This window comes from Parasphingorhabdus sp. W113 (assembly GCF_055693205.1).
Window position 1 is genome coordinate 1,283,613 of the sequence record NZ_CM146328.1, and the last position, 21,129, is coordinate 1,304,741.

Sequence of the window (21,129 nt, forward strand, 5' to 3'; positions counted from 1 at the left end):
TACTTGCTTCCATCCTTCAATCATATTACGTGATAAATCAAGTAAAAACTTGGAGATGTTAATTGACTGCCTTTTCCGATCAAAAATCAGCCAACGAAGGGTTTCGTAGAGAAGCGCCAGATGGTATTTTTGTTCAAAGGTTTGATATTGGCGGTACTGGTCCCACAGTGGCAGTCAAAGATGTGTTTGATGTTTCTGGATCCCCAACGATTGCCGGTAGTAAGTCGCTAAGTAACGGAAAAAATGCAAATACTAATGCTCGTATCGTTTCTCAGCTGCTGAATGCCAATTGCCGTTTGATCGGTAAAACTACAATGCACGAACTTGCTTACGGCGTTACTGGAATCAATGATTGGGGTGGCACACCTGTGAATACCAAATATCCAGATTTGATTCCTGGCGGTTCTTCAAGTGGGTCGGCGGTCGCTGTATCGGCCCAGTTATGTGATTTTGCAATTGGTACAGATACAGGTGGTTCCGTGCGTGTGCCAGCTGCCTGTTGCGGCATTTATGGCTTGAAATCAACTTTTGGACGGTTGTCCCGCCAAGGCATGACGCCAGCCGATTCATCTCTTGATTGTGTCGGCCCATTTGCTGGTAATGCCCAGCAATTAGAAGCGGCCATGAGATGTCTTGATCCAAAATTTGGCAAGCTACCTGATCCGTCGGGATTAAAGTTGGCTTGGATAGATACAGAAACCGAGGCCCATATTGACCGCATAGTGAGAGCGGCGGCAATAAAAATTGGAGGGCCAATTGGCACCACGAAGCTTGAGATGCTGCCGGAGGCGCATGTTGCCGGCTTGGCAATTATCGGAGCGGAAACCTACCAAGCATATGGGCATCTGCTGGCAAGCGGCGAGGTAGGGAAGGATGTCGCACTCCGTTTGGGTCGCGCGGCCGATATTGCGGAAGAAGAACTTGTAAAAGCTGAACAGGTGCGCGTCGGCTTCATAGAGCAGGTCGACGCTGCGTTTAAATATGCTGATGTTTTGGCTTTGCCTACTTTGCCGGATGTGCCGCCGTCATTGGAGGAGGCAAAGAACTCGCTTCAAATGGTAGGCATTACATCGTTGTGTCGTCCGTTCAATCTTAGCGGTCACCCAGCGATCAGTATTCCAGTAGGCGAATATGAAGGCAGGCCGATTGGTTTGCAGTTGGTTGCACCCAAAGGTGAAGATGAGAAGCTTATCGCGCTGGCATTAGCCTTCGAGAATTTGACGACGAAATAATAGCGGGAGGTATAGTTCAGTGACTGAAAAGCCGATGAAAGTGCGTACATTATTCTGTGTTGGTATATTGCAGCCATTTTTCGACCTTCCTTCGTCGGAAATTGGAAAAGTTTGGTCTGGGTTTAGCAAACTGCTTGGCCAATTAAATGCAATGGAGGGCGTCGAAATATTGGGTATGTTGGATGACGACCAGACAATGGTTGGTGCCTCGCCCGAAGGTTTTCCATGGACGAGCTATATTATGGCGGACATGCCAAACCACCAAAGTGTTGCCGATGCCTGCAACCTGTTTCGCACAATTGAAATTGATGGCTATCGCCTGTGGAAATATTGCCGTGTGCAAGCACGCATGGGCCGTGCCTTGGAAATTCCAACACAATTTGGCGAGGGTTAGCAGCTGATGAGTGATGTAACCGAACAAAGTCTGTCTGAATTTCAACGGCGATTGGCTGCGCTGGAAGCAGAAACCGAAATCCGCCGGGTCGTCGCGCGATATATGGAGTTATGCGACGATCTTACGCCAGAAAGCCCTATGGATGAAATGGGTGCGCTCTTTTCATCCGACGCGGTTTGGGAAGGTAACGGAGAGGTATATGAAGATGCATTTGGTGGCCATATTGGCCGCGAGAATATTGTAGCTTTCTTGTTTAGCTACAGCTCGCCACCACATTTTGCATCCAATGTCCATTTTCTGACATCTGAGACTATTTCAGTAGATGGCGAAACCGCAAATGGCACTTGGGTAATGCTGCAAACGCCAACATTTTCAAATGGCGAAAGCTTCGTTCTCGCAGCACGGCTGATACTTGATTTCAAACAGGAAGAAGACCGGTGGCGTATTCACCGCTTCAGAACAACAAATTTGCTTGGGCGTCGGATTGATGGCGGCTGGCACAGCGAAGCGGCAATTCCAACGCCTGCTCAACAATAAGGAAGAGAGATATGGAAGCTAATCTTATAGACCGTCGGCCAAAAGACTATGATCTGGAGGCTCTGGTCCAACATGATCGTGTGCATACCTCGCTCTATAACGATCCCGATCTATTTGATCTGGAGATGGAGCGGATATTTAAAAACACTTGGATATGGGTAGCTCATGAAAGTGAAATCCCAAATCCAGGAGATTTTTTGACTACGCAGGTCGGCAAAGAACCGGTTATTGTGTCGCGGGATCGCAAAAACAATATCAATGTTTTACTCAATCGGTGTCGGCATAGGGCTGCGACGGTTTGTGAGGCAAAGAAAGGTAAAGCGAATAGCTTTGTCTGTCCATATCATGGCTGGAGCTACTCTCAAGACGGGGCCTTGCGCGGTGTGCCTATGCAGGACGGTTATGGAGACGATTTTGATAAATCAGAATATGGTCTCGTGTCCCTACGCGTCGAAAGTTACAACGGCATGGTTTTTGCTACCTTCAAAGACGATATTCAGGATTTGGATAGTTTCTTGGGTAAAGCGAAGCCTTGGATAGATCTGTTTATGAAACAAGGCGGCGGATACCCGGTGTCGACTGGCGGTGAACATAAATTTCGGTTCCCAGGAAATTGGAAAATTCAGCTTGAAAACACGACGGATGCTTACCACTTTCCAGTGGTTCACAAGTCATTCCTAAATTCATTGGATGAGCAATCAGAAGATCTGTTCACTTTCTTGGACGGTGATGGGTATGTTGAAGATCTTGGCAATGGTCACAGCGCCATCGTTATGATTCCAGAGCTGGTTGATCTGGATGAAAATCTGGACGCCCCTATTCCGGACCGGTTTGAAAATCTGGCTCAGGAATTGTCGAAGGATTATTCGGAATTGGAAGTACGCCGCATCGTTCGCGCGGTGGGCGGGACGGGTTTCAATGTAAATTTGTTTCCCAATATCGCCTGTTCCATGGCATTTTTCCGTGCACTTCAACCGATTTCGGTGAACGAAACTGAAATCCGGCACATTGCGCTTACCATGGATGGAGGACCCGCTGCCGCAAACCGTGCGCGTCTGAGATTGCACGAGCATTTCCAAGGTCCGATGGGCTTTGGCAGTACCGACGATGCGGAAGCGTGGGAGCGTGTTCAACGCGGTTCTCAAGCCGGTAACGATCTTTGGATTATGCTCAATCGCGGTTTGGATGGAGATGGTGCGGGGCCAGACGGCAGCAACAAGGGCGACGTGTGCGCCGAAACTGGAATGCGTGCCGCATATGGCATGTGGAAACGGATGATGGGCTCATGAATACACAAATCAAACTAGAAGAAGTCGCTGAGCTGATGTGGCAAGAAGCGGAATATCTGGATCGTCAGCAATATGACGAATGGCTGAAGCTATGGTCTGAAGACGGTCTTTATATTGTCCCTATCGAGAAGGGGAAGGAAGACTTCGCAGAACGGCTAAACTATGCTTATGATGATGGAAAGATGCGTGAAATGCGCGTGGAGCGCCTAAAAAGCGTTCATTCTATGTCTGCTTTAACGGCTGCTGACACTGTCCGCACAACTTCACGTTTCACGGTAGGAGAAGATCGTGGAGACGAGTTGGACGTTCGGGCATCACAGATTCTTGTGGAATTTCGTCGGGATAAAACGCGGACACTGGCGGCGAATTTGGACGTGACGGTGCGTAAATCAGACAATGGCTTAAAGCTTGTCAAAAAAGTCATTTGGTTGATCAACAGCGAAGATGCTGTTGGCGGTGTGGGCTATTTGATGTGAATCAGCAGGCAACACAAAATGTCGCTTTGGTTACAGGGGCTGGCCGTGGGCTTGGCAGTGTTATCGCCCGCGAGCTAGCACAAACGGGTTACCGGGTCGCTGTAACCGATGTTGATGAAGCAAGCGCATCCGCGGTCGCCAAGCGAATAGAAGATGCTGGTGGTCAGACGTTCGCCTTGAAACTAAATGTGAAAGAGAAAGGTGATTTCGAAAACGCCCTTTCGGCCACAAGCGAAAAATGGGGAGGTGTAGGGGTTCTGGTCAATAATGCCGGCATCACCAAAACCACACCGGTTTTTGAGATTTCAGCCGAAGAATTTTCTGAAGTGACCGACATTAACTTGCGGGGTACTTTCTTCGGTTGCCAGGTTTTCGGACAGTATTTCGCTGACAGTGGTTATGGCCGTATTATTAATTTAGCATCATTAGCTGCCCAAAATGGGGGGCAGCAACAGGTGTTCATTATGCTGCATCCAAAGGTGGAATTGTTACCCTCACAAAGGTTTTTGCAAGGGACCTTGCTCAACATGGTGTTACTGTGAATGCCATTTCACCCGGGCCGTTGGATGTTGATTTGGTTCATGAAATGATTCCAGCAGATCGCTTGGAGGCGCTCATCAAAGATATTCCAACTGGTGAACTGGGCAATCCTCTTTTTATTGCCAAAATTGTTTCTCTGATAGCATCCTCAGCGGCTTCATCGATAACGGGATCGACCATCGATGCAAATGGAGGCCTGTATGTCCGGTAGTGGTTCGATTGATGTCCGTGTAACCGAAAAAATTTGTATCGGAGCTGATATCATTTCACTGGAATTGGTTGCGCTTGATGGCGCTGATTTACCAAAATTTGATGCAGGCGCACATATCGACGTTAAAGTGTCGGACAAAATTACGCGCCAATATTCCTTATGCAACGACCCTGCCGTCCGCAGCGCATATCGGTTGGGGATATTGAAAGATCCCAGCTCACGTGGCGGATCGAGCGAATTGCACGAGACAATAGCGGTTGGCGACGAACTGACAATTAGTGAACCACGAAATTTGTTCCCTTTAGATAGTGGCGCGAGTCACTGTCTACTTATAGGCGGTGGAATTGGGATTACGCCCATGATCGCCATGGCGCATGAGCTCTTCGCTGCGGGGCGCGAATTTGATCTGCATTATTGTGTAACGGAGCCAAGCAAAGCTGCGTTTGCGGAAGAGCTCCAAAATGCGCCATTTAGCGATAAAGTTCATATCCATTTCGACATATCAGATGACATGCCGGCATTTCAGCCTGAAAAGGATATGCCAGAACCCGAACAGGGCCGTCATATTTATACATGTGGTCCAAGCGGGTTTATGGATTGGATCCTTAAATTGGCGCTGGAGCGGGGTTACACTGCTGATCAGTATCATAAGGAAGATTTTGGCGCCGATGTTGACCTGTCTGGCGAAGCCTTTGTTGTAGAAGCCCGGAAGTCCGGTAAAATAGTAGAAGTCGGGGAGGGGGACACGATCGCTAACGCATTGGTCGATGCTGGAATAACCGTCGAAGTCTCCTGCGAAGAGGGCGTATGTGGAACTTGCCTTACTGATGTTATTGAGGGTGAGGTAGATCATCGCGACCAATATTTAACTAATGAAGAGCGGGAAGAAGGCGAGATGATCCTTGTTTGTTGCTCACGCGCAAAAAGCGCAAAACTTGTGCTCGATATATGATTCAGCCCGATCATCTGCGCGGCCTTACGATCGACCGCGCTCAAAGTTGGATTGTTCAAATCCCAACTGCGCGGCGGCATATCATGTCTGTCGATACGCTAAAGTGTCGGCGGCTGGTAATTTTGAAACTTACCGCGTCCGACGGAACCACAGGTTTCGGAGAAACGACAACGGTAGGCGATTTTACCTATTCTGACGAAAATGCGGAAACCATAAAATATTTGCTGGATGAGCATCTCATGGCACGCGTCACGGGCAGATCTGTTGCGCGTCCGGCCGTTATCATGCGGGAAATTCACGAAAATATCGTAGGGAATTACTTCGCTAAAAATGCGGTGGAAATGGCGCTGTATGATCTGCTGGGAAAGGTAACAGGACTACCGTTATCAGAGTTTTTTGGGACCCGATTAAGAGATTCTGTGCCGGTTGGCTGGACGTTAGCCAGCGGCGATACACAACATGATATCGAAGAAGCAAAAGCCAAGCTAAACGCGCGGCAACACAACATTTTTAAGATTAAAGTAGGCAGAAAACCATGGCGCGAAGACATCAGTCACGTCGCTGCTATTGCTGATGCAATTGGCGATCAATCTCGATTGACCGTGGATGTTAATCAGGCATGGGATATTTTGACTGCCAAACAGGCGATCCCCGCGCTTAGCGAGTTGGGAGTTGATATGGTCGAACAGCCAATTGCCGGCGGCGATCTGGCCGGGGCCAACGAACTACGCGGGTTGGGCGCAGCCATTATGGCGGATGAGGCCTTGCGCGGCGGGGTTCAAGCGGCGGTTAATATCGCATCGGCCCGTGCTGCCGATATATTGTCATTAAAAATCGCGCAGGCGGGCGGGCTAACGGCCTGCAAAAATGTGGCTCACATTGGCTTGGGTTTTGGGCTGCCTCTCTACGGCGGAACCATGCTGGAATCGGCAATTGGGACGATCGCATCAGCACAGTTGTTGTCGACCTTACCCGATATCAGCTGGGGCACTGAGTTGTTTGGACCATTGTTGATGACGGAGGACTATCTGCATGCGCCCTTACGATATGAGAATTTTGAACTGCATATTCCCGATGGGCCAGGTCTGGGGTTAGACATTGATGAAAGCAGGATAGAAGACTTATCGGAAAAGCCAGTTTAGTAACTAGTTACGAGAGGATTAGAAAAGCGGGCAGATGTTGGAAATCTACATCGCAAATATCAAAAAAAGGTGAAGTAACGATGCCGCACATTATGGTGGAATATGCAGCTTTGCCGCATATTGAAGAAAGAATGGACGCCGTATTGGATCATGTCATCGAGGTTGCGCGACACTCAAAAATCCTGTCGCTCGAAAATCTTAAGTTACGTGCTATTGCGCTTCGGTATTTTCGTGTGGGGGATAATGTTCAGCCTTTTGTCCACACGACTATCACCATGATGGATGGCCCATCTTTGGAAGATTGCGAAGAGTTGAGCGACGCGCTCTTCGACAGCTTGTCATCTTTTCTAGCAGATATTGAACAGGTTACGATTGATCTACGGCTTTCCAACCGAAACACATATCGCAAAAGGTTGGGCCGATAACGAATAGAGTGCTGCCGACTTCCTATTGGCTAACCACCAGTAAGGGTTGGCCAGGTTCGCACCCGACATAGAATATTATTCTTGATCTTCGGGTAAACGTACAATCAAACCATCTAGCTTTTCTGTCATAGGAATTTGACAACCGAGCCGACTATTGTCGTTCATTTCGGTGGCCGCAGTTGATAGCATCTCTAATTCCAACTCACCAGGCTTACCAACCTTTTCCATCCAAGCTGGATCAACAAAAACATGGCAAGTGGCGCAGGCGCACCCACCGCCACATTCTGCAATAATGCCATCAATTCCATTTTTGACAGCACCTTGCATTACACTGTCGCCAATTGGTACTGAAACATCGTGCTCGGTTCCGTCAAATTCGATATATTTTACTGCTGGCATGGTTCCCTCTACCTTTCTGTTTGACTGTTACTATTGTCGCAAATAACGCGGTTGATGGCACGGCAAATGTTCTAAAATTCGGTGGATTGCAAAACATCGCGACTCAACATTGTTCACAATGTTTGATGGCCATCTACCTAGTGTTCAAGGGCCCATATCATAGCCGTTTTGCTTTATGACTTTAGCCGTGTCGCGATATGCCTCGAAAGACTGGCCCGAGATTCCGTGACCATCTACAAGCCTGTTCGCGAATGCAAAGATACAGCAAATGGCGACGACGTCGCTAAGGGCTTGTTCGGACCAACCGGCATTGAAGACTGATTTGGCATCAGATACCATCAGTTTGTAGGGGGTTAGCGTAAGTTTTTTTGCATAATGGAAAATCGGTTTGAGCCTGTCTTCGATCGGAGCGGAATCGATATCCTCCAGCAACATATCGAAAAGCGCAGGGTCAATTCCGTGTGCTTCGGCAAAGGCACCATGAGAGCCAAAGCAATATTGGCACTGGTTTAAACCCGATACAAATGTGGCAATGAGTTCGCGTTCGCCAAGACCAATGTCAGATGGTCCTTGCAGAACATTGCTTACTATTTTCAGGAAATGACTGTAGCGATCCGGACGATGTTCAAACACGCTTGCAATAGCGGTCGCATCGTTGATAAATGACATATATCCCACTGGTTGATCTCCTAGCTAACTCGTTCAGGTGGTAACAATCGTATGATCGGGCACAGTACTAAAGAGCATTTTTCAAGTTAAAACTGCTGTCGGCTGCCTGTGCTTTCGTCAGCGGGCCGTTTGACGAGAGCAATTTTCTACTCATCATGTGATCATAGGCCTGATTGACTGAATCGACCGCCAGCAATCGATCTTCTTGGAAATAGAAGAGAGAGAATTTCGCATCGTCTATATCGCCGCGAACAACAATATCATCATATCCGTCGGATAATCCGGCCATCTGCAGCTTATGTTCATATTGATCAGACCAAAACCAAGGGACTTTTGAGTAAACGTTCCGCTGGCCGAGCAATGTCTGCGCTGCAATTGTCGCCTGGTCAGTTGCATTCTGTACTGATTCCAGACGAACCCTTTGGTTTAGAATTGGATTATGGTGTCGCGTACAATCCCCGGCAGAAACGATTTTCGGATCTGATGTTTCAGCATATTCATTGACGCAAATGCCCCTGTCGCATTCCAGTCCCGCCGCAACGGCCAGCTCGTCATTGGCGAGCACACCAATCCCGACGATCACCATATCCGCGTTAATCGTTTCGTTTCCGCTTTTAACTGCGATGACTTGTCCTCTCTCTCCTATTATCTCATCAACTTTGCTGTTCAATCTGAACGATACGCCGAAGCGCTCATGTTCTTTTTGATAAAAGGCAGAGACGATCGGAGCTACCACCCGCGGCATCAAGCGATCTTGCATCTCCACTATCACCGTATTCTTGCCAGATGCTTGCGCGATCGCGGCTACTTCGAGGCCGATAAAACCGCCGCCTATGACTACCAAATTTTTCACACTGTCCCATTGTGATTTGATGGCATCGACGTCAGCAATGCTACGTAAATAATGCACACCGTGAAGGTCGGCACCGGTAATGTTCAGCAGTCTTGGACGGGTCCCTGTACACAGGGCTAGTACACCATAGCCGACGAGGTTACCATCTTCCAAAGTTACCACTTGCCGTTCGCGATCGATGGACACAGCCCTTGTTTCCCTCAGAAAATCCACTCCGTTTTCAGCAAAAAAATTTTCATTTTGCAGTGCCAAACTTTTTTTATTGGTGCTGCCAGAGAGAAATTTTTTCGACAGGGGGGCGTTGATAGGGTTGATATGGTTCTTCACCAATCAATGTTATGCGCTTCTCCGGCGAATTTTTTACAAGCGTCTTTACCAGTTGACCGGCGGCTTGACCCGCGCCAATCACAACTACATTTGAACGGTTGTTGGTCACATTCTATCCTAACAAGCGGTCTTCTCATCAAAAAATTCGGGCAATTGGACACCCTAAAGGTATAATGCACCGATTTTTCGGCCGACTGCAAAGCACCAGATGTCATGTAAACGCATCACTGGAATTGATGCGATCTCCGTCTATTTGCGAAGCGGAGATATTGGGAATAAATCGTTGGCCGGCAAGAGCTATCCTGGCTGAGCCAACGGTTGATTTACATCGCCAAGTTGTTGCTGCTTTTTTGACAGAACGGCAACGAATATCACCGCAGAAATAAATGGGAAAACTGTTGTGAACACGAAAAGATTAAAATAGCTGTCTCCGCTTTTTAAAAAGCCTGCGAATGCCGGGCCAATCATCCCACCCAGGCCAATACAACTGGGAACCAGCACCAATAGCCTATTGGTGGAGTCCAATCGTGCAATCGCCGCAAACTGATAGCTGACGCCCAATGAGAAACCAAATTCCCAAATCCACGCGCCCGCTGCGAACATAAACAGGCTAGTTCCGGTATAGTTGAGCAAGACAATGCCGATAAAAATCATCAGGAAAGCGGTGATATGAGGCCATCTTAACCCGTATTTTGCACCGACAAAATACATGGTGACGCCGGCCATTCCACCAACGATTTTTAATGCCGCCAAGAGCAGCCCAATGTTTTGAGCGCTAATTCCTGCGTCGACGCCAATCCTCTCCAGAAAGGCCCAAAGACCCGTCACCCCGCACACGAATATCAGCAAGCCCGCCATACATAGCCAGGCCTCGGTTGATGTGCGAATCTTCCCGGTTGCTGTTCCATTGTCAGAGTTAGCTTTTTCCTGCGATTGCTGCGGTGCTTTTGAAGTGACCCAGCGTAGACAAAAAATTGCCGAGAGATAAACAACGGCCACGCCCCAGCCATTTCCATCATAGCCCCATAAGCTGATGATATATGCCGGGAATATGAACAATAAAATGGCAGCACCGCCCACTTCGAATATCAGTTTCAGACCAAAGGAGCGCTCGACATCTTTCAGCTCAGCAACCAGTTGAAACGATACGCAATAGACTAAGGCCATTCCAAACCCGGCCACAGCCCAGGTTGAGAACAGGCTGTTTATTCCGCCCGCATGTATCGATGCACCATAACCGGCGGCTGCTACCAACGCACCGACGGTCGTTACGTGCTTGCGATCCAGTTTATGCATGAAAAAATAGGCAGGTATGGTCGCGCCCAGCCAGCCAGCCAGAAGCGCCGCACCAAGCATTCCGAGCTGTTGATCATTCAACCCAAATTGATCTGCTGCAGAGCCCAGCATGACCGGCAACAGATTCCAACATGCGATACCGATTGCAGATAACATACAGGCCCCGAAAATGAGCCCAGCCGGTGAGTCGCTGGTTTTAGCTTTGATCATTTCAAAATCGCCTTTATGTTAGTGTCAATGGTATTGAATACGGCGCTCCAGCCTGTTTATGCCATCACCAACCAAGCCTGTTGTGATCAATTGGATATATATCTGATTTGATAGGTGTTTGGCGGAATTTGGGCAATTCACTGTTCGTTATTCGGAAATATTTTCAATCGTGATTGGTGCAAGATGCGAACCACATTTAACGAGGTGGCACGTCCGCCATGGCCGCCGCCTTTTGCGCTGATGAGACATTTCGTTCTGGGGGCTAACTTTTGTTGTCGCCATACCATGATTGAATGTCAAATCTGCTTTATGCTGCTGTGACCCGCAAAACAGAAAAGCCCCAATTGCCATTGGTGTTTTTGCGGCGCTGAGTTGATGGCTACAGGCGTCAAAATCATAGTGCGTTGCCGCGGAGTATTTTCGCGCGTCGCACTTTACGCAGAGGAGATCTGAAATGGAGAGCCGGTTAAAGACTGTGGTTGATGCAGTGGTCGAGGGTGTGCGCGGCGCATTGCGCGATACAAATGTCACAATGGAGGAATACTCTGAGGCAATCGGGTATATTATGCAGACGGCAGAGGCGGGGGAAATTCCGTTAATGATCGATATGTTTTTCAACACCACGATTGTCGAGAATGTAAACCGCGCCAGCAAAGGATCAGCCAACGATCTGCTCGGCCCCTTCTTCATCGAAGAAGTTCCTTTTCTCGACGATGGAAAAGTCAAAACCATGGATGAGTTTGATGGCCAGCCAATGGTCCTGCAGGGACAAGTGAAAACGCCGGAAGGTAATCCTGTGCCAAATGCAGATTTGTGGATATGGTCCTCAACTCCGGATGGAAAATATTCTGGAATTCATGACAATATTCCGGTCGAATATTATCGGGGCCGAATAAAGTCAGACGAAAATGGCAACTACCAAGCTTCCTCCACGGTTCCTGTGCCTTATCAACTTCCAAACCCCGGTCCTTCCAGCGCGCTTTTAGAGGCAATGGGCGGCCATTGCTGGCGTCCTGCACATGTGCATTTCCGTATCCGGAAAGATGGATACAATGAACTGATCACACAGGCCTATTTCGAAGGTGGTGATTGGGTTGGTGACGATTGTTGTAGCGGTATGTTATCGGATGAGTTTGTTATTCCTGAAGTTGTTGAGGATGGCGCGCGTATTATGAATATCAATTTCACCATCGAGAAAACGGCCTAGATAAACACCGTCAACCGTTAGGAAAAATATATGTGTCACGGTGCAGCAATTGATGCTTTCCCAGAAGCTGGCGAATCCACTCTATTTGAACGTCAAGTAACAGGCTATGCCTACGGCAATAGTGCGGCAAAGCAAAAGATTGCGATATTACCAGATATTTACGGCTGCAATCCGTTTTATCACGGCATAGCAACACGCTTTGCTCAAAAAGATGCACAAGCCCTCCTCATTGATACATTCCATCATTATGGTCCGCTACCTGAAAATACGCGTGATGCTGCATTCGCTCGCCGTCATACGGTTAACGACAAAAGTTTCTTAGATGATTTCCAGGAATTTGCCGTGGAAAGTAACGTTACCTGCGTCATTGGCTTTTGCCTTGGCGGTCTGTATGTGTTTGAGCTGGCCCGCCGCGGTCTAGACACGGGATTAGTCGGTCTCTATGGTTTTCCGCAAGGCATGGAGAATCAGGATCCGCTGCCGGTGCCTTTTGATTATCTGCCTGACGTTACCCAGCCTTTCACGATGTTGATGGGCAAAGATGATACCGTGGTTGGCCCAGAGAATATTACTAAACTGCGCGCAGTAGCCTCGCAATCGCCAGCCATGTCGTTGACGGTATATGAAGGCGTTGGCCACAATTTCCTTCCCCTGCTGGATAGCAAAAACCCGAAAGAATTGGCAGTGGCAACGAATGCGCTGTCGCAGGTTGATGCCGCAGCCTTAGCATGAAAAGCTTCGTTTACAATAGCCTGCCTTCAAATGTCTTGTTTGGATCCGGCACTGTTTCGCGGGTGGGTGAACAGTTGCTTCTGCTCAATATCAGTCGCCCTATCATTTTTACGACGCCCCGTCATCGCTCGTTAGGTGATCTGATCGTTAGCTATCTGCCAAATGATGGTGCAGGCGTTTTTGATCGCGCGACAGTGCATACACCTGTGAAAATTACCCAGGAGGCGGTTGAATTTTTTCGCGCGAATGATGCTGACGGGATAATCTCCATTGGCGGAGGGTCTGCCATCGGATTGGGTAAGGCCGTTGCGTTGCAAACTGATGCCGACCATATCGCCATTCCGACGACTTATGCCGGGTCGGAAATGACCGCAATTCTGGGGCAAACCGAAGATGGGGTAAAAACGACCGTTAACTCGCCCAAAGTTTTGCCGGAATCGGTAATTTATGATGTGGACTTAACAGCATCTCTACCAAAATCGGTGAGCATTACGAGTGGATTAAATGCTATCGCTCATGCTGCCGAGGCGATGTATGCGCAGCAAAGCAATCCTGTGCTGAGCCAATTGGCCGAAGAAGGCGTGCGAAGGCTTTGTCAGGCATTGCCCAAATTGCCAGATGTCCACAGCAATTCAGAGGCTGAAAAAGAGGTGCGCTACAACGCTCTTTACGGTGCTTGGTTGTGCGCAATTTGTCTGGGTAATGGCGGTGTCGCGCTGCATCATAAGCTATGTCATGTCCTGGGCGGTTCCTTTGATTTGCCGCATGCAGAAACGCATGCAATTGTTTTGCCTCATGTCCTCGCGTTTAACCTGCCGACTGCTTTGGACGCCATGGACCGATTGAAACGTGCCACCCAATCGGAAAATCCTGCAGCGACCATGTGGGACATTGCAAACGATGGGGGCGCAGCGACAGCGCTTAAGGACCTCGGCATGCTGGAAGACGGGATAGACCGGGCTGCTGAATTGGCTCTCCGCAATCCATACTACAATCCGCGCCCATTCGATAAAGCGACAATTCGTGATGTGATCAATTCTGCATGGGCAGGGACAAAACCATAATAGGTGGCGAACCTTGAAGTTGGTTCGCCACTAGGAGAGGAAAATGGCAAGAACAAAGGCCAAAAAAAGTGAATATCATCCATCGAAGGAGTTTCTAGCCATCCGGCCGAATGCTTCAGGCAATGAACTAAACGGATTGGGAGAGACCGAAAAAAGGCGTGCGTCGCCCTCATTTTGGCATCCGGCTGATCTTCATCCATTTGGCTCACTTGCCGAGTTTGCTGCGAAATCAGTGCGAGCTGATCCTGAAGCTCGGGTTGTTTTTGAAGCAGCCAACGATCATCCACTTTTGGCAGAAATAGCTCAAGAGCATGAAGATAAATCAGCGGAGCAATGGACCGCAGATGCAAAAAAATTCGCTATTGAAAACGAGGCGGATTTGTTTGGCGCTGTTCCGATGCAGGATCATTACATCATTGAGGGTTTTGAAATTGAGGAACCCTATGTAATTACCTTAGGTTTTGCGCACGACTATGACCAGCTCAAGCAACTGCCCAGCACGCCGGAAAATAATGCTGGTACAATGGATATAGCACAGCAATATGCTCGCGGTACTCGGTCATCATTTGCATTGGCCAATTGGATACGAAGCCAGGGATTTAACGCTCATGCCTACCCAGGGCCGCGGGCAGCAGCATTATTGCTCGTTCCACCATCTCTGGACGCTGGCTTTGGCGAATTGGGAAAGCATGGATCCATAATCAACCGATCACTTGGATCCGGCTTTAGGCTGGCCGCTGTAACAACCGATATGCCCTTGGTATTTACCCAGGAAGATCATTTCGGTGCTGACGATTTCTGCACAAATTGTCAGGTGTGCACAAAAGGATGCCCTCCAGGCGCGATATCGGACGACAAACAAATGGTGAGAGGAGTCGAAAAATATTATGTGGATTTCGACAAGTGTATTCCTTTTTTTGCTGAAAATTCCGGTTGTGGAATCTGCATCGCTGTTTGTCCTTGGACGAGACCAGGTGTGGCGGACACCTTAATCACAAAAATGGCTAAACGAAAAAAGCTGAACGAAGGGGTTGATGAAGGCTTCTATACTTCAAGGCTTTGAGCCTTTCGATGCAATGATAAGGAAGACCAGCTATTTCCAATAATGATCTCACATCCAGTGGTTCTCTGTTGTTCCGCCGTGCCCTATTATCACCTATGGTCATGAGTAGGGCCTTAAGGGTAGCAATTATAGTGGGAACAATTTTGATTGCGATCAATCAAGGTGACATGATTGCAAAAGGACAATTCCCACCGATTTGGAAACTTATTTTGACCTATATGGTTCCCTATTGTGTGTCCTCTTACTCTTCGGCTTCATTTCTTTCTGAGACGGTTCGATCAAAGAAAACGGATGCCGGGTTATGAAAGAGAGGAGTTCCCATGAAAAATAACTTTGAAATAGTGATACACGCCGATGGGTTCGTGATTTTCCCGAACTCGAAGGATCATTCCGATAGGCGGAATTCGAAAAATAAGAAAACTGAAGAATCAGGGTCGAATTTTTTGCGCTTTGAGAAATACAAGTTCATCAAGTTTATCCGCAATAAAATTGGACCGGATACGCTTCGATTAGTCAAAAAATTTGAATCAGGTATCAGTTTTGAATGACATAAATTGTCGGACTGATAGCAATCAACTTGGAGGTTTCCAGTGGAAATTAGACAAGAATATCGGATCAAGGTTACTACAACTTTGAGGAAGCACTTAATGTTGGAAGTCAAAAGAACCGGTGTAGGGGCTGAAGGATTGCTCGAGCATACAACTAAAAAGCCACCAATTGGATTGAACCATCATAAAATACAAAGGCTAATCGACGGTAAAACTCAATCAACAAAGTCAGAATACTGGGAATTTGTGATACTGTCCTACGCAGGCATAAAAAGTAAACAGTTCTTGATATGATCTGGCGAATTGGACTTTGCCGAAGGTAAATATGATTTTTGGCAGTAAGCTTCCGACCACCCGCCGGCTTGCAGGTTTAAGTATAATTTATGACTAGATTTTCTGAAACATTTTTTTGAGTCCAGAAGCAAAAAAAGGTGCGAATGCGGTTCAGCGTTAAGATCGCGGGAAAGGGCCAGCTAAGATGCTGTTCACCTATGAACTTGTTTTTTCTCGAGACGGTCCCTTTATAATTGTGGCAACAGCGTGAACTCGAGCGGAGCGAAGGTTAACAGCCCAAAGGCCAAGGCTTCCTCTGCTTCGATGATCGGCCTGACCGTCTCAGCAAAGCGATGGTGTGCCAGCGTGGATGGCAATCGGATGCCAAACACCTTGAGCAGGCCACGCATCTCATTCTCCAGATCGATGCAGCGGCTCAGCAATGCCTTGCGGCTCGTTAGAAGGGTGCGGATATGATGGCTCTCAGTGCTCTTCATATGCACTACGCGATACCAGCCAGAACGAACCACCTGAGCAATACCGCGTGCATCATTCCGATCCGTCTTGTTGCGCATCGCCGACAGAGCGGCACTAACATGCCGGGCTTCCATGCACACAACATCATAGCCAGCGGCCTTTAATCCATGGAAGAAGGTCTGGCTCATCGTACCTGCTTCAAAGCCAATCCGGTCTATCGGTTTGCCAAAGCTGTGAAGATACTTTGCAATCTCGCCCACTTCACAAGCCAGCGCCCGTTCCAGAACAATCTCACCGGTACTATCAATCACACAAAGCGCAACAGAACGCAGCGCCACATCCAGTCCTAAATAATATCCCATCTTCCTATCCCTTCAGTTGTTGGTAAGAATCAACAATCTAACGGGAACTCGACGCATAATCTGTTCCGCCAACTACGCATGTTTTCGGGATATTGCGGGCGCAAGCATCATGTCGGCCAAGTGCGCAATAGCCGACAAACAAATATGAACGAATCTTAGGCAAGGTTCGTAACAGACGATTGAGGGCAGTTGAAATTCACATTTCTCGATCCGAACGAAACACTTGTGCAAGCGGCGCAATTGAACGACCAATATGTATCCAATCGTCGTTGATCTCCTCTTCGCATCGGCACTTTTGCCAATGCCGAGATCGCAGCACTCTATGTCGCCCATGAGGATATGATTGAGTTTTTATAAAGGGCGTATCGCCTTTCACCAGATACTCCACCAGCTATCGCAGTAAAAACGATGACGCGCCGCTTGCGATTATCTAACATGGCAACAGGTTCTTCGTATCCAAACAGACTGCCGGATGGCCTCTTCACGCCTCGTACATGTCCCGCCAAGCCGTGATTTCTTTAGAGAAGCTTTGTAATCATCCCGTCGGCCCAAAGGTTTCAAAATGGATTCTTTCAGCTGCTACACCGGCGGTTTCAAGCCCAATTTTGATGTCGGACAGGAATTTGGCCGGGCCGCAAAGCATGTACTGCGCGTCAGAGCCTGCATTCAATTCGAGTAAGGTCTGGACTGTGACCCTCCCCCTATGTCGTAGTCAACACTCGCAATATTGTTATCGTCGGGGCGGCTGTAGAACACCTTCTGTTGTGCGCTGGGATGGCGCGCAATCAGCTGTTTCACTTCATGACGCAAGGCGTGTTCGGTGCCGTTCCTTGCTCCATGGATGAACCATACTGGCCGTGGGCTCTCATCCGACAAGGAGGCGTGCAGCATGGACACCATCGGCGTTAGTCCGACACCGGCACTAACCAGAACCAACGGACATTTGCTGCAGGGGATGACAAAATCACCTGAGGGACTGGAGGCATCGATCACACTTCCTTCACGGATTTCGGCATGGAAAAAGCTGGACACAAGACCCTTGTCTTCGTGCTTGATGCTTAGACGATAGCTGTCGGTGGCATCTGGCGCGCTAGAGAGGGAATAGCTGCGTTTCGATGTCCCAACCTGTCCTGGGATCTGCACCTCGACCGGCAGGTGCTGACCGGCTTCAAACGGCTCTAGCGGCTTGCCATCCGCTGCAGCGAGGTAGAACGATGTAATGTCCTGCGCTTCTTTCTCGCGCCGGACGACCGTGAGACGGCGCGACAGGTGATCCTGTTTCGCCCACCGCAGCGCAACCGCCTCGGGGCGTTCGATGACCGCGTCAATTTCAACGTTGATTATACGCGATGCGTCCGGGTCGTGGGTATTGTTCGGTTGCCAGTCTACCGTCGCGTGCCCGGAGATATGCAGCAGGCTACCCGTTTCGAAGTCAACAAAGACCAGACCGACATGCGGGTCGGTGATCAAATTGCCGATGGTGTTGAAAAAATTGTTCCCGGCATAGTCAGGAATTCGTATATGGCCACGGTCCGAGACATGCACGAAGCCCGGTGCGCCGCCTCGATGCGAAGCGTCGTAACCGCGCGAGGGAGCGTCATCGCCTTCCTGGTGACCTGAACCGATGAACATCGTATCGGCCTTCTGGATCAAAGCAATCTGCGAAGGTGACAATTGTCTGCTAACCACAGCAGGCAAAACCGTTTCACGGGATACCCGCCTCCAGGCGCGTTCTTGGATGTATTGCGGGCAATTGCCGAACGTCTGGCGGATATCGATTGCGTACCCCTTGGTCGTCTTGTGAACACGCCCGCTAAACCTGTTGCGTCGCCGAGAGGCCAGTTCGATCCCGATGACGCCGACTTCAGTCCCTGAATTAAACGCTTCCGCCAATGGATGTTGGTCGTCGATATGCGTGTCCAACGTCAGTGACCGATTATCGGGCGACTGGATAAACTCTTCTTCCCCGTCCACCAGCGTCACCCAGGTGCGGCCATCTGCATCCGCCCCCGAGATCACAAGAAACGGCAGTGACGTGTGGAAGTCGCGGTGTTGTTCCGGCAAATAGTCGCGAATGAACCCGCCGGCCCATTGCGCCACGTCTCCTACGCCAGCGCGGGCCTGAGCCTCAAGCTCGCCGGAGTGAAAGGGGTTTTCAGCAATCACTTTCGCCATATCAGGAACCTTTCGATATGTGCTTACGGGGCGCCGTTGAAACGCCGCCCCGTCGACCTATGCCAATTCAGGAATTGGCGACGTTGCCATTCCGACAAACGTAGGTTCAGCCTCGATGCGTGCGAGCCAGTCACGAATATTTGGGTACGGCGATAAGTCGACCCCACCTTCTGGTGCGTGAGCGATATAGCTGTAGCCTGCGACATCGGCGATGGTGATCGTATCGGCTGCAAGCCAGTTTCTGCCTTCCAGATGCGCCTCCATGATTTTGAAAAGGGCATGGGCTTCGGCCACCGCAACCTCGTGATTGAGCGGCGCACCAAAGACTTTCACCAGTCGAGCCGCACAGGGCCCGGAATAGATATTGTCCGCCGCCACAGTCAGCCACCGCTGTACTTCAGCAGCTGTTTTTGGATCTTCAGGCATCCAGTCAGATCCTTTGGCGTAGTTCTGGACAAGATACACGAGGATCGCGTTTGAGTCTGCGAGCGTGTATCCGCTATCGTCGATGGCGGGGACTAGGCCAAAGGGGCTGATTTTCAGATAGTCAGGCGCTTTGTGCGCCCCATTGGACATGTCCAAATCAATGGTCTCGTAAGGCAGGTCCAGCAGCGCGAGCATCAGCTCAACACGGTGGCAGTGACCGGATTTCGGGTTTCGGTAGAGTTTGATCGGTGTCATTGGATGTTCCTGTTCTTGTCTTGAGTTAAAGGCCAAGGTCGCTCAGACCCGGGTGATCATCAGGGCGGTGGCCAAGCGACCAGTGGAACTTGCGTTCCTCTTCGGTAATCGGTTTTTCGTTGATCGAGGCGTGACGGTTTGCCATGAAACCGTTCTCGTCGAACTCCCAGTTCTCGTTGCCATACGCCCGGAACCAGTTGCCGCTGTCGTCATGATATTCGTAGGCGTAGCGCACTGCGATACGATTGTCGGTATAAGCCCAAAGCTCCTTGATCAGGCGGTAGTCGAGTTCCTTGTTCCATTTGCGTGTCAGAAATTCTTCGATCTCGGCGCGCCCTTGGGGAAATTCGGTCCGATTCCGCCACTTGCTGTCCGGAGTGTAGGCCAAAGCCACCTTTGAGGGTTCACGCCCATTCCAGCCATCCTCGGCCAGACGGACCTTTTCGACAGCAGTCGCTTTACTGAACGGTGGAAGGGGTTGACGCGGTGGCTCTGTAGTCATTTCTGGGCCCTTTCGTTTGTGCATCTCGGAGCGCTTATTTGCGCTTTAAGGTCTAATAAGTCATCGCAACAAACGAATTAATACGCTAAGTATGAAACTCATTATTTTGTGTAATGACTATTATCTGGGAGATCAGAGAAATGGACCGGCTTCAGAGTCTCGAAGTATTTATTGCGGTTGCCGAGGCTGAGAGCTTTGCTGGTGGTGCCCGCAAGATCGGGCTTAGCGCGCCTTCAGCGACCCGCGGAGTCAACGCGCTGGAAGCGCGGCTCGGCACAAGGCTTTTCACCCGCACCACGCGCAGCGTCCGCCTGACAGAGGTCGGTCAGGCCTATCTGGAAGATGCGCGGCATGTTCTGGCACAGATGCAGGCAGCCGACGATGCCGCCAATGGGGCCGCAACCAACCCGATTGGACAGCTTCGGATCACCTGTTCCAACGAATTCGGGCGTATATATGTGGCCCCGATCCTGACCGAGTTCTTGGATCGTTACCCATCCGTAAGCGCGGATGTGCTTATGGTAGACCGGATTATAAACATGGTCGAAGAAGGTTTTGACTTAGCGGTGCGCATTGGCGAGTTACCATCTTCTGGCCTCGCTGCCGTTCGTGTCGGACAAGTCCGCCGTATTGTATGCGGAGCCCCAGGTTACTTTGAAGCACACGGGATGCCAAAAACTCCAGCGGAATTGCAAAAACACCAGATCGTATCTGCATCACCTGTCAGCCCAACAACCGAATGGCGCTTTGGACATGACATGCAAGACATTGTCCGTGTCAAACCGCGTTTAACAGTCAGCAGTGTTGCCACTGCGATTTCGGTCGTAAAACGCAGTTGGGGGATATGCCGCGTCCTGTCCTATCAGGTTGGTCCAGACCTTCAGTCTGGTGCATTGCAAGCAGTTCTTGAAGACTACGAACCTGCCCCTCTACCGATACATCTCGTGCATGTTGAGGGACGGCGAGCCCCGGCAAAAATACGGACATTCGTTGAACTCGCGAAAGACCGGCTTAGGGCGACATTAACGCCAGCAGCTTTCCAGCGGTTTGCACCCGCGGAAGAGCGCGTGAAGGCACGGACGTGATGGCCAGC

At 49.6% G+C, this 21,129-nt stretch carries 22 protein-coding genes and 1 pseudogene; 15 read left to right on the forward strand and 8 right to left on the reverse strand.

Translation table 11 applies throughout. The annotated features are described in order from the left end of the window. The first annotated feature begins 62 nt into the window (after positions 1 to 62). From ACZ1GS_RS06050 to ACZ1GS_RS06090, 9 genes and pseudogenes are all read left to right on the forward strand, one after another. On the forward strand, positions 63 to 1,232 hold the full coding sequence (locus ACZ1GS_RS06050) for an amidase (protein ID WP_472697590.1): 1,170 nt from the start codon (positions 63 to 65) through the stop codon (positions 1,230 to 1,232). A 19-nt stretch (positions 1,233 to 1,251) separates the two neighbouring features. Then, positions 1,252 to 1,626, forward strand: a complete 375-nt coding sequence (locus ACZ1GS_RS06055) for a hypothetical protein (RefSeq protein WP_472697591.1) — start codon at positions 1,252 to 1,254, stop codon at positions 1,624 to 1,626. 6 nt (positions 1,627 to 1,632) lie between these two features. Next, complete coding sequence (locus tag ACZ1GS_RS06060) at positions 1,633 to 2,163, forward strand: nuclear transport factor 2 family protein (protein ID WP_472697592.1); 531 nt, start codon at positions 1,633 to 1,635, stop codon at positions 2,161 to 2,163. Between the two features lie 11 nt (positions 2,164 to 2,174). Beyond that, the gene (locus tag ACZ1GS_RS06065) at positions 2,175 to 3,452 is read left to right on the forward strand and encodes an aromatic ring-hydroxylating oxygenase subunit alpha (RefSeq protein WP_472697593.1); all 1,278 of its coding nucleotides are present in this window, start codon (positions 2,175 to 2,177) and stop codon (positions 3,450 to 3,452) included. Then, the gene (locus ACZ1GS_RS06070) at positions 3,449 to 3,928 is read left to right on the forward strand and encodes an aromatic-ring-hydroxylating dioxygenase subunit beta (RefSeq protein WP_472697594.1); all 480 of its coding nucleotides are present in this window, start codon (positions 3,449 to 3,451) and stop codon (positions 3,926 to 3,928) included. Before ACZ1GS_RS06065 ends, ACZ1GS_RS06070 begins: the two co-directional genes overlap by 4 nt. Next, a pseudogene (locus ACZ1GS_RS06075) lies at positions 3,925 to 4,679 on the forward strand (SDR family NAD(P)-dependent oxidoreductase). The gene ACZ1GS_RS06070 and the pseudogene ACZ1GS_RS06075 overlap by 4 nt, the downstream one beginning before the upstream one ends. After that, on the forward strand, positions 4,669 to 5,631 hold the full coding sequence (locus ACZ1GS_RS06080) for a PDR/VanB family oxidoreductase (protein WP_472697595.1): 963 nt from the start codon (positions 4,669 to 4,671) through the stop codon (positions 5,629 to 5,631). The pseudogene ACZ1GS_RS06075 and the gene ACZ1GS_RS06080 overlap by 11 nt, the downstream one beginning before the upstream one ends. Further along, positions 5,628 to 6,773 carry a muconate/chloromuconate family cycloisomerase gene (locus tag ACZ1GS_RS06085; protein ID WP_472697596.1) on the forward strand — a complete coding sequence of 382 codons (1,146 nt, stop codon included), beginning with the start codon at positions 5,628 to 5,630 and terminating at the stop codon, positions 6,771 to 6,773. The genes ACZ1GS_RS06080 and ACZ1GS_RS06085 overlap by 4 nt, the downstream gene beginning before the upstream one ends. 80 nt (positions 6,774 to 6,853) lie before the next feature. After that, a complete protein-coding gene (locus ACZ1GS_RS06090) occupies positions 6,854 to 7,198 on the forward strand; it encodes a hypothetical protein (RefSeq protein WP_472697597.1) in 345 nt (114 codons plus the stop codon). Positions 7,199 to 7,273: 75 nt separating this feature from the next. On the opposite strand, the gene ACZ1GS_RS06095 is transcribed toward ACZ1GS_RS06090, so the two are convergent. The 4 genes from ACZ1GS_RS06095 to ACZ1GS_RS06110 all read right to left on the reverse strand — a co-directional run bounded on the left by ACZ1GS_RS06095 (position 7,274) and on the right by ACZ1GS_RS06110 (position 10,952). Then, entirely contained in the window at positions 7,274 to 7,597 is a 324-nt protein-coding gene (locus ACZ1GS_RS06095; RefSeq protein WP_472697598.1) for a 2Fe-2S iron-sulfur cluster-binding protein, read from the reverse strand. A gap of 144 nt (positions 7,598 to 7,741) precedes the next feature. After that, complete coding sequence (locus ACZ1GS_RS06100) at positions 7,742 to 8,266, reverse strand: carboxymuconolactone decarboxylase family protein (RefSeq protein ID WP_472698075.1); 525 nt, start codon at positions 8,264 to 8,266, stop codon at positions 7,742 to 7,744. 67 nt (positions 8,267 to 8,333) lie between these two features. After that, positions 8,334 to 9,446: an NAD(P)/FAD-dependent oxidoreductase gene (locus ACZ1GS_RS06105; RefSeq protein ID WP_472697599.1), complete on the reverse strand. Its 1,113-nt coding sequence runs from the start codon at positions 9,444 to 9,446 to the stop codon at positions 8,334 to 8,336. Between the two features lie 297 nt (positions 9,447 to 9,743). Then, the gene (locus ACZ1GS_RS06110; RefSeq protein WP_472697600.1) at positions 9,744 to 10,952 is read right to left on the reverse strand and encodes an MFS transporter; all 1,209 of its coding nucleotides are present in this window, start codon (positions 10,950 to 10,952) and stop codon (positions 9,744 to 9,746) included. Positions 10,953 to 11,406: 454 nt separating this feature from the next. Between ACZ1GS_RS06110 and ACZ1GS_RS06115 the strand changes: the two genes are divergently transcribed. From ACZ1GS_RS06115 to ACZ1GS_RS06135, 5 genes are all read left to right on the forward strand, one after another. Further along, positions 11,407 to 12,159, forward strand: coding sequence for a dioxygenase family protein (locus ACZ1GS_RS06115; RefSeq protein WP_472697601.1), 753 nt, complete (start codon positions 11,407 to 11,409; stop codon positions 12,157 to 12,159). 30 nt (positions 12,160 to 12,189) lie between these two features. After that, positions 12,190 to 12,891 (forward strand): dienelactone hydrolase family protein, encoded by a 702-nt coding sequence (locus tag ACZ1GS_RS06120; RefSeq protein WP_472697602.1) that lies wholly within the window; start codon positions 12,190 to 12,192, stop codon positions 12,889 to 12,891. Continuing rightward, positions 12,888 to 13,955 (forward strand): maleylacetate reductase, encoded by a 1,068-nt coding sequence (locus tag ACZ1GS_RS06125; RefSeq protein ID WP_472697603.1) that lies wholly within the window; start codon positions 12,888 to 12,890, stop codon positions 13,953 to 13,955. The genes ACZ1GS_RS06120 and ACZ1GS_RS06125 overlap by 4 nt, the downstream gene beginning before the upstream one ends. Positions 13,956 to 13,998: 43 nt before the next feature. Then, positions 13,999 to 15,018: a 4Fe-4S dicluster domain-containing protein gene (locus ACZ1GS_RS06130; protein ID WP_472697604.1), complete on the forward strand. Its 1,020-nt coding sequence runs from the start codon at positions 13,999 to 14,001 to the stop codon at positions 15,016 to 15,018. Between the two features lie 167 nt (positions 15,019 to 15,185). After that, complete coding sequence (locus ACZ1GS_RS06135) at positions 15,186 to 15,323, forward strand: hypothetical protein (RefSeq protein WP_472698076.1); 138 nt, start codon at positions 15,186 to 15,188, stop codon at positions 15,321 to 15,323. A gap of 764 nt (positions 15,324 to 16,087) precedes the next feature. Here the strand turns inward: ACZ1GS_RS06135 and ACZ1GS_RS06140 are convergent. The 4 genes from ACZ1GS_RS06140 to ACZ1GS_RS06155 all read right to left on the reverse strand — a co-directional run bounded on the left by ACZ1GS_RS06140 (position 16,088) and on the right by ACZ1GS_RS06155 (position 20,036). Then, a complete protein-coding gene (locus tag ACZ1GS_RS06140) occupies positions 16,088 to 16,678 on the reverse strand; it encodes an IS110 family transposase (protein WP_472697605.1) in 591 nt (196 codons plus the stop codon). A 666-nt stretch (positions 16,679 to 17,344) separates the two neighbouring features. After that, positions 17,345 to 18,853 carry an FAD-binding oxidoreductase gene (locus tag ACZ1GS_RS06145; protein WP_472697606.1) on the reverse strand — a complete coding sequence of 503 codons (1,509 nt, stop codon included), beginning with the start codon at positions 18,851 to 18,853 and terminating at the stop codon, positions 17,345 to 17,347. A gap of 57 nt (positions 18,854 to 18,910) precedes the next feature. After that, the gene (locus tag ACZ1GS_RS06150) at positions 18,911 to 19,534 is read right to left on the reverse strand and encodes a glutathione S-transferase family protein (protein WP_472697607.1); all 624 of its coding nucleotides are present in this window, start codon (positions 19,532 to 19,534) and stop codon (positions 18,911 to 18,913) included. A 25-nt stretch (positions 19,535 to 19,559) separates the two neighbouring features. Then, positions 19,560 to 20,036 carry a nuclear transport factor 2 family protein gene (locus tag ACZ1GS_RS06155; protein WP_472697608.1) on the reverse strand — a complete coding sequence of 159 codons (477 nt, stop codon included), beginning with the start codon at positions 20,034 to 20,036 and terminating at the stop codon, positions 19,560 to 19,562. 140 nt (positions 20,037 to 20,176) lie between these two features. Between ACZ1GS_RS06155 and ACZ1GS_RS06160 the strand changes: the two genes are divergently transcribed. Then, on the forward strand, positions 20,177 to 21,121 hold the full coding sequence (locus ACZ1GS_RS06160) for a LysR family transcriptional regulator (RefSeq protein ID WP_472697609.1): 945 nt from the start codon (positions 20,177 to 20,179) through the stop codon (positions 21,119 to 21,121). Positions 21,122 to 21,129: the final 8 nt, after the last annotated feature.

Excerpts from the sequence above, each read along its gene's own strand:
- ACZ1GS_RS06155 (WP_472697608.1), bottom strand. The coding sequence starts at position 20,036 with ATGACTACAGAGCCACCGCGTCAACCCCTTCCACCGTTCAGTAAAGCG.
- ACZ1GS_RS06125 (WP_472697603.1), top strand. The coding sequence starts at position 12,888 with ATGAAAAGCTTCGTTTACAATAGCCTGCCTTCAAATGTCTTGTTTGGA.
- ACZ1GS_RS06085 (WP_472697596.1), top strand. The coding sequence starts at position 5,628 with ATGATTCAGCCCGATCATCTGCGCGGCCTTACGATCGACCGCGCTCAA.
- ACZ1GS_RS06145 (WP_472697606.1), bottom strand. The coding sequence starts at position 18,853 with ATGGCGAAAGTGATTGCTGAAAACCCCTTTCACTCCGGCGAGCTTGAG.
- ACZ1GS_RS06070 (WP_472697594.1), top strand. The coding sequence starts at position 3,449 with ATGAATACACAAATCAAACTAGAAGAAGTCGCTGAGCTGATGTGGCAA.
- ACZ1GS_RS06065 (WP_472697593.1), top strand. The coding sequence starts at position 2,175 with ATGGAAGCTAATCTTATAGACCGTCGGCCAAAAGACTATGATCTGGAG.
- ACZ1GS_RS06160 (WP_472697609.1), top strand. The coding sequence starts at position 20,177 with ATGGACCGGCTTCAGAGTCTCGAAGTATTTATTGCGGTTGCCGAGGCT.
- ACZ1GS_RS06120 (WP_472697602.1), top strand. The coding sequence starts at position 12,190 with ATGTGTCACGGTGCAGCAATTGATGCTTTCCCAGAAGCTGGCGAATCC.
- ACZ1GS_RS06080 (WP_472697595.1), top strand. The coding sequence starts at position 4,669 with ATGTCCGGTAGTGGTTCGATTGATGTCCGTGTAACCGAAAAAATTTGT.
- ACZ1GS_RS06135 (WP_472698076.1), top strand. The coding sequence starts at position 15,186 with ATGATTGCAAAAGGACAATTCCCACCGATTTGGAAACTTATTTTGACC.
- ACZ1GS_RS06110 (WP_472697600.1), bottom strand. The coding sequence starts at position 10,952 with ATGATCAAAGCTAAAACCAGCGACTCACCGGCTGGGCTCATTTTCGGG.
- ACZ1GS_RS06130 (WP_472697604.1), top strand. The coding sequence starts at position 13,999 with ATGGCAAGAACAAAGGCCAAAAAAAGTGAATATCATCCATCGAAGGAG.
- ACZ1GS_RS06060 (WP_472697592.1), top strand. The coding sequence starts at position 1,633 with ATGAGTGATGTAACCGAACAAAGTCTGTCTGAATTTCAACGGCGATTG.
- ACZ1GS_RS06150 (WP_472697607.1), bottom strand. The coding sequence starts at position 19,534 with ATGACACCGATCAAACTCTACCGAAACCCGAAATCCGGTCACTGCCAC.
- ACZ1GS_RS06140 (WP_472697605.1), bottom strand. The coding sequence starts at position 16,678 with ATGGGATATTATTTAGGACTGGATGTGGCGCTGCGTTCTGTTGCGCTT.
- ACZ1GS_RS06115 (WP_472697601.1), top strand. The coding sequence starts at position 11,407 with ATGGAGAGCCGGTTAAAGACTGTGGTTGATGCAGTGGTCGAGGGTGTG.
- ACZ1GS_RS06095 (WP_472697598.1), bottom strand. The coding sequence starts at position 7,597 with ATGCCAGCAGTAAAATATATCGAATTTGACGGAACCGAGCACGATGTT.
- ACZ1GS_RS06100 (WP_472698075.1), bottom strand. The coding sequence starts at position 8,266 with ATGTCATTTATCAACGATGCGACCGCTATTGCAAGCGTGTTTGAACAT.
- ACZ1GS_RS06090 (WP_472697597.1), top strand. The coding sequence starts at position 6,854 with ATGCCGCACATTATGGTGGAATATGCAGCTTTGCCGCATATTGAAGAA.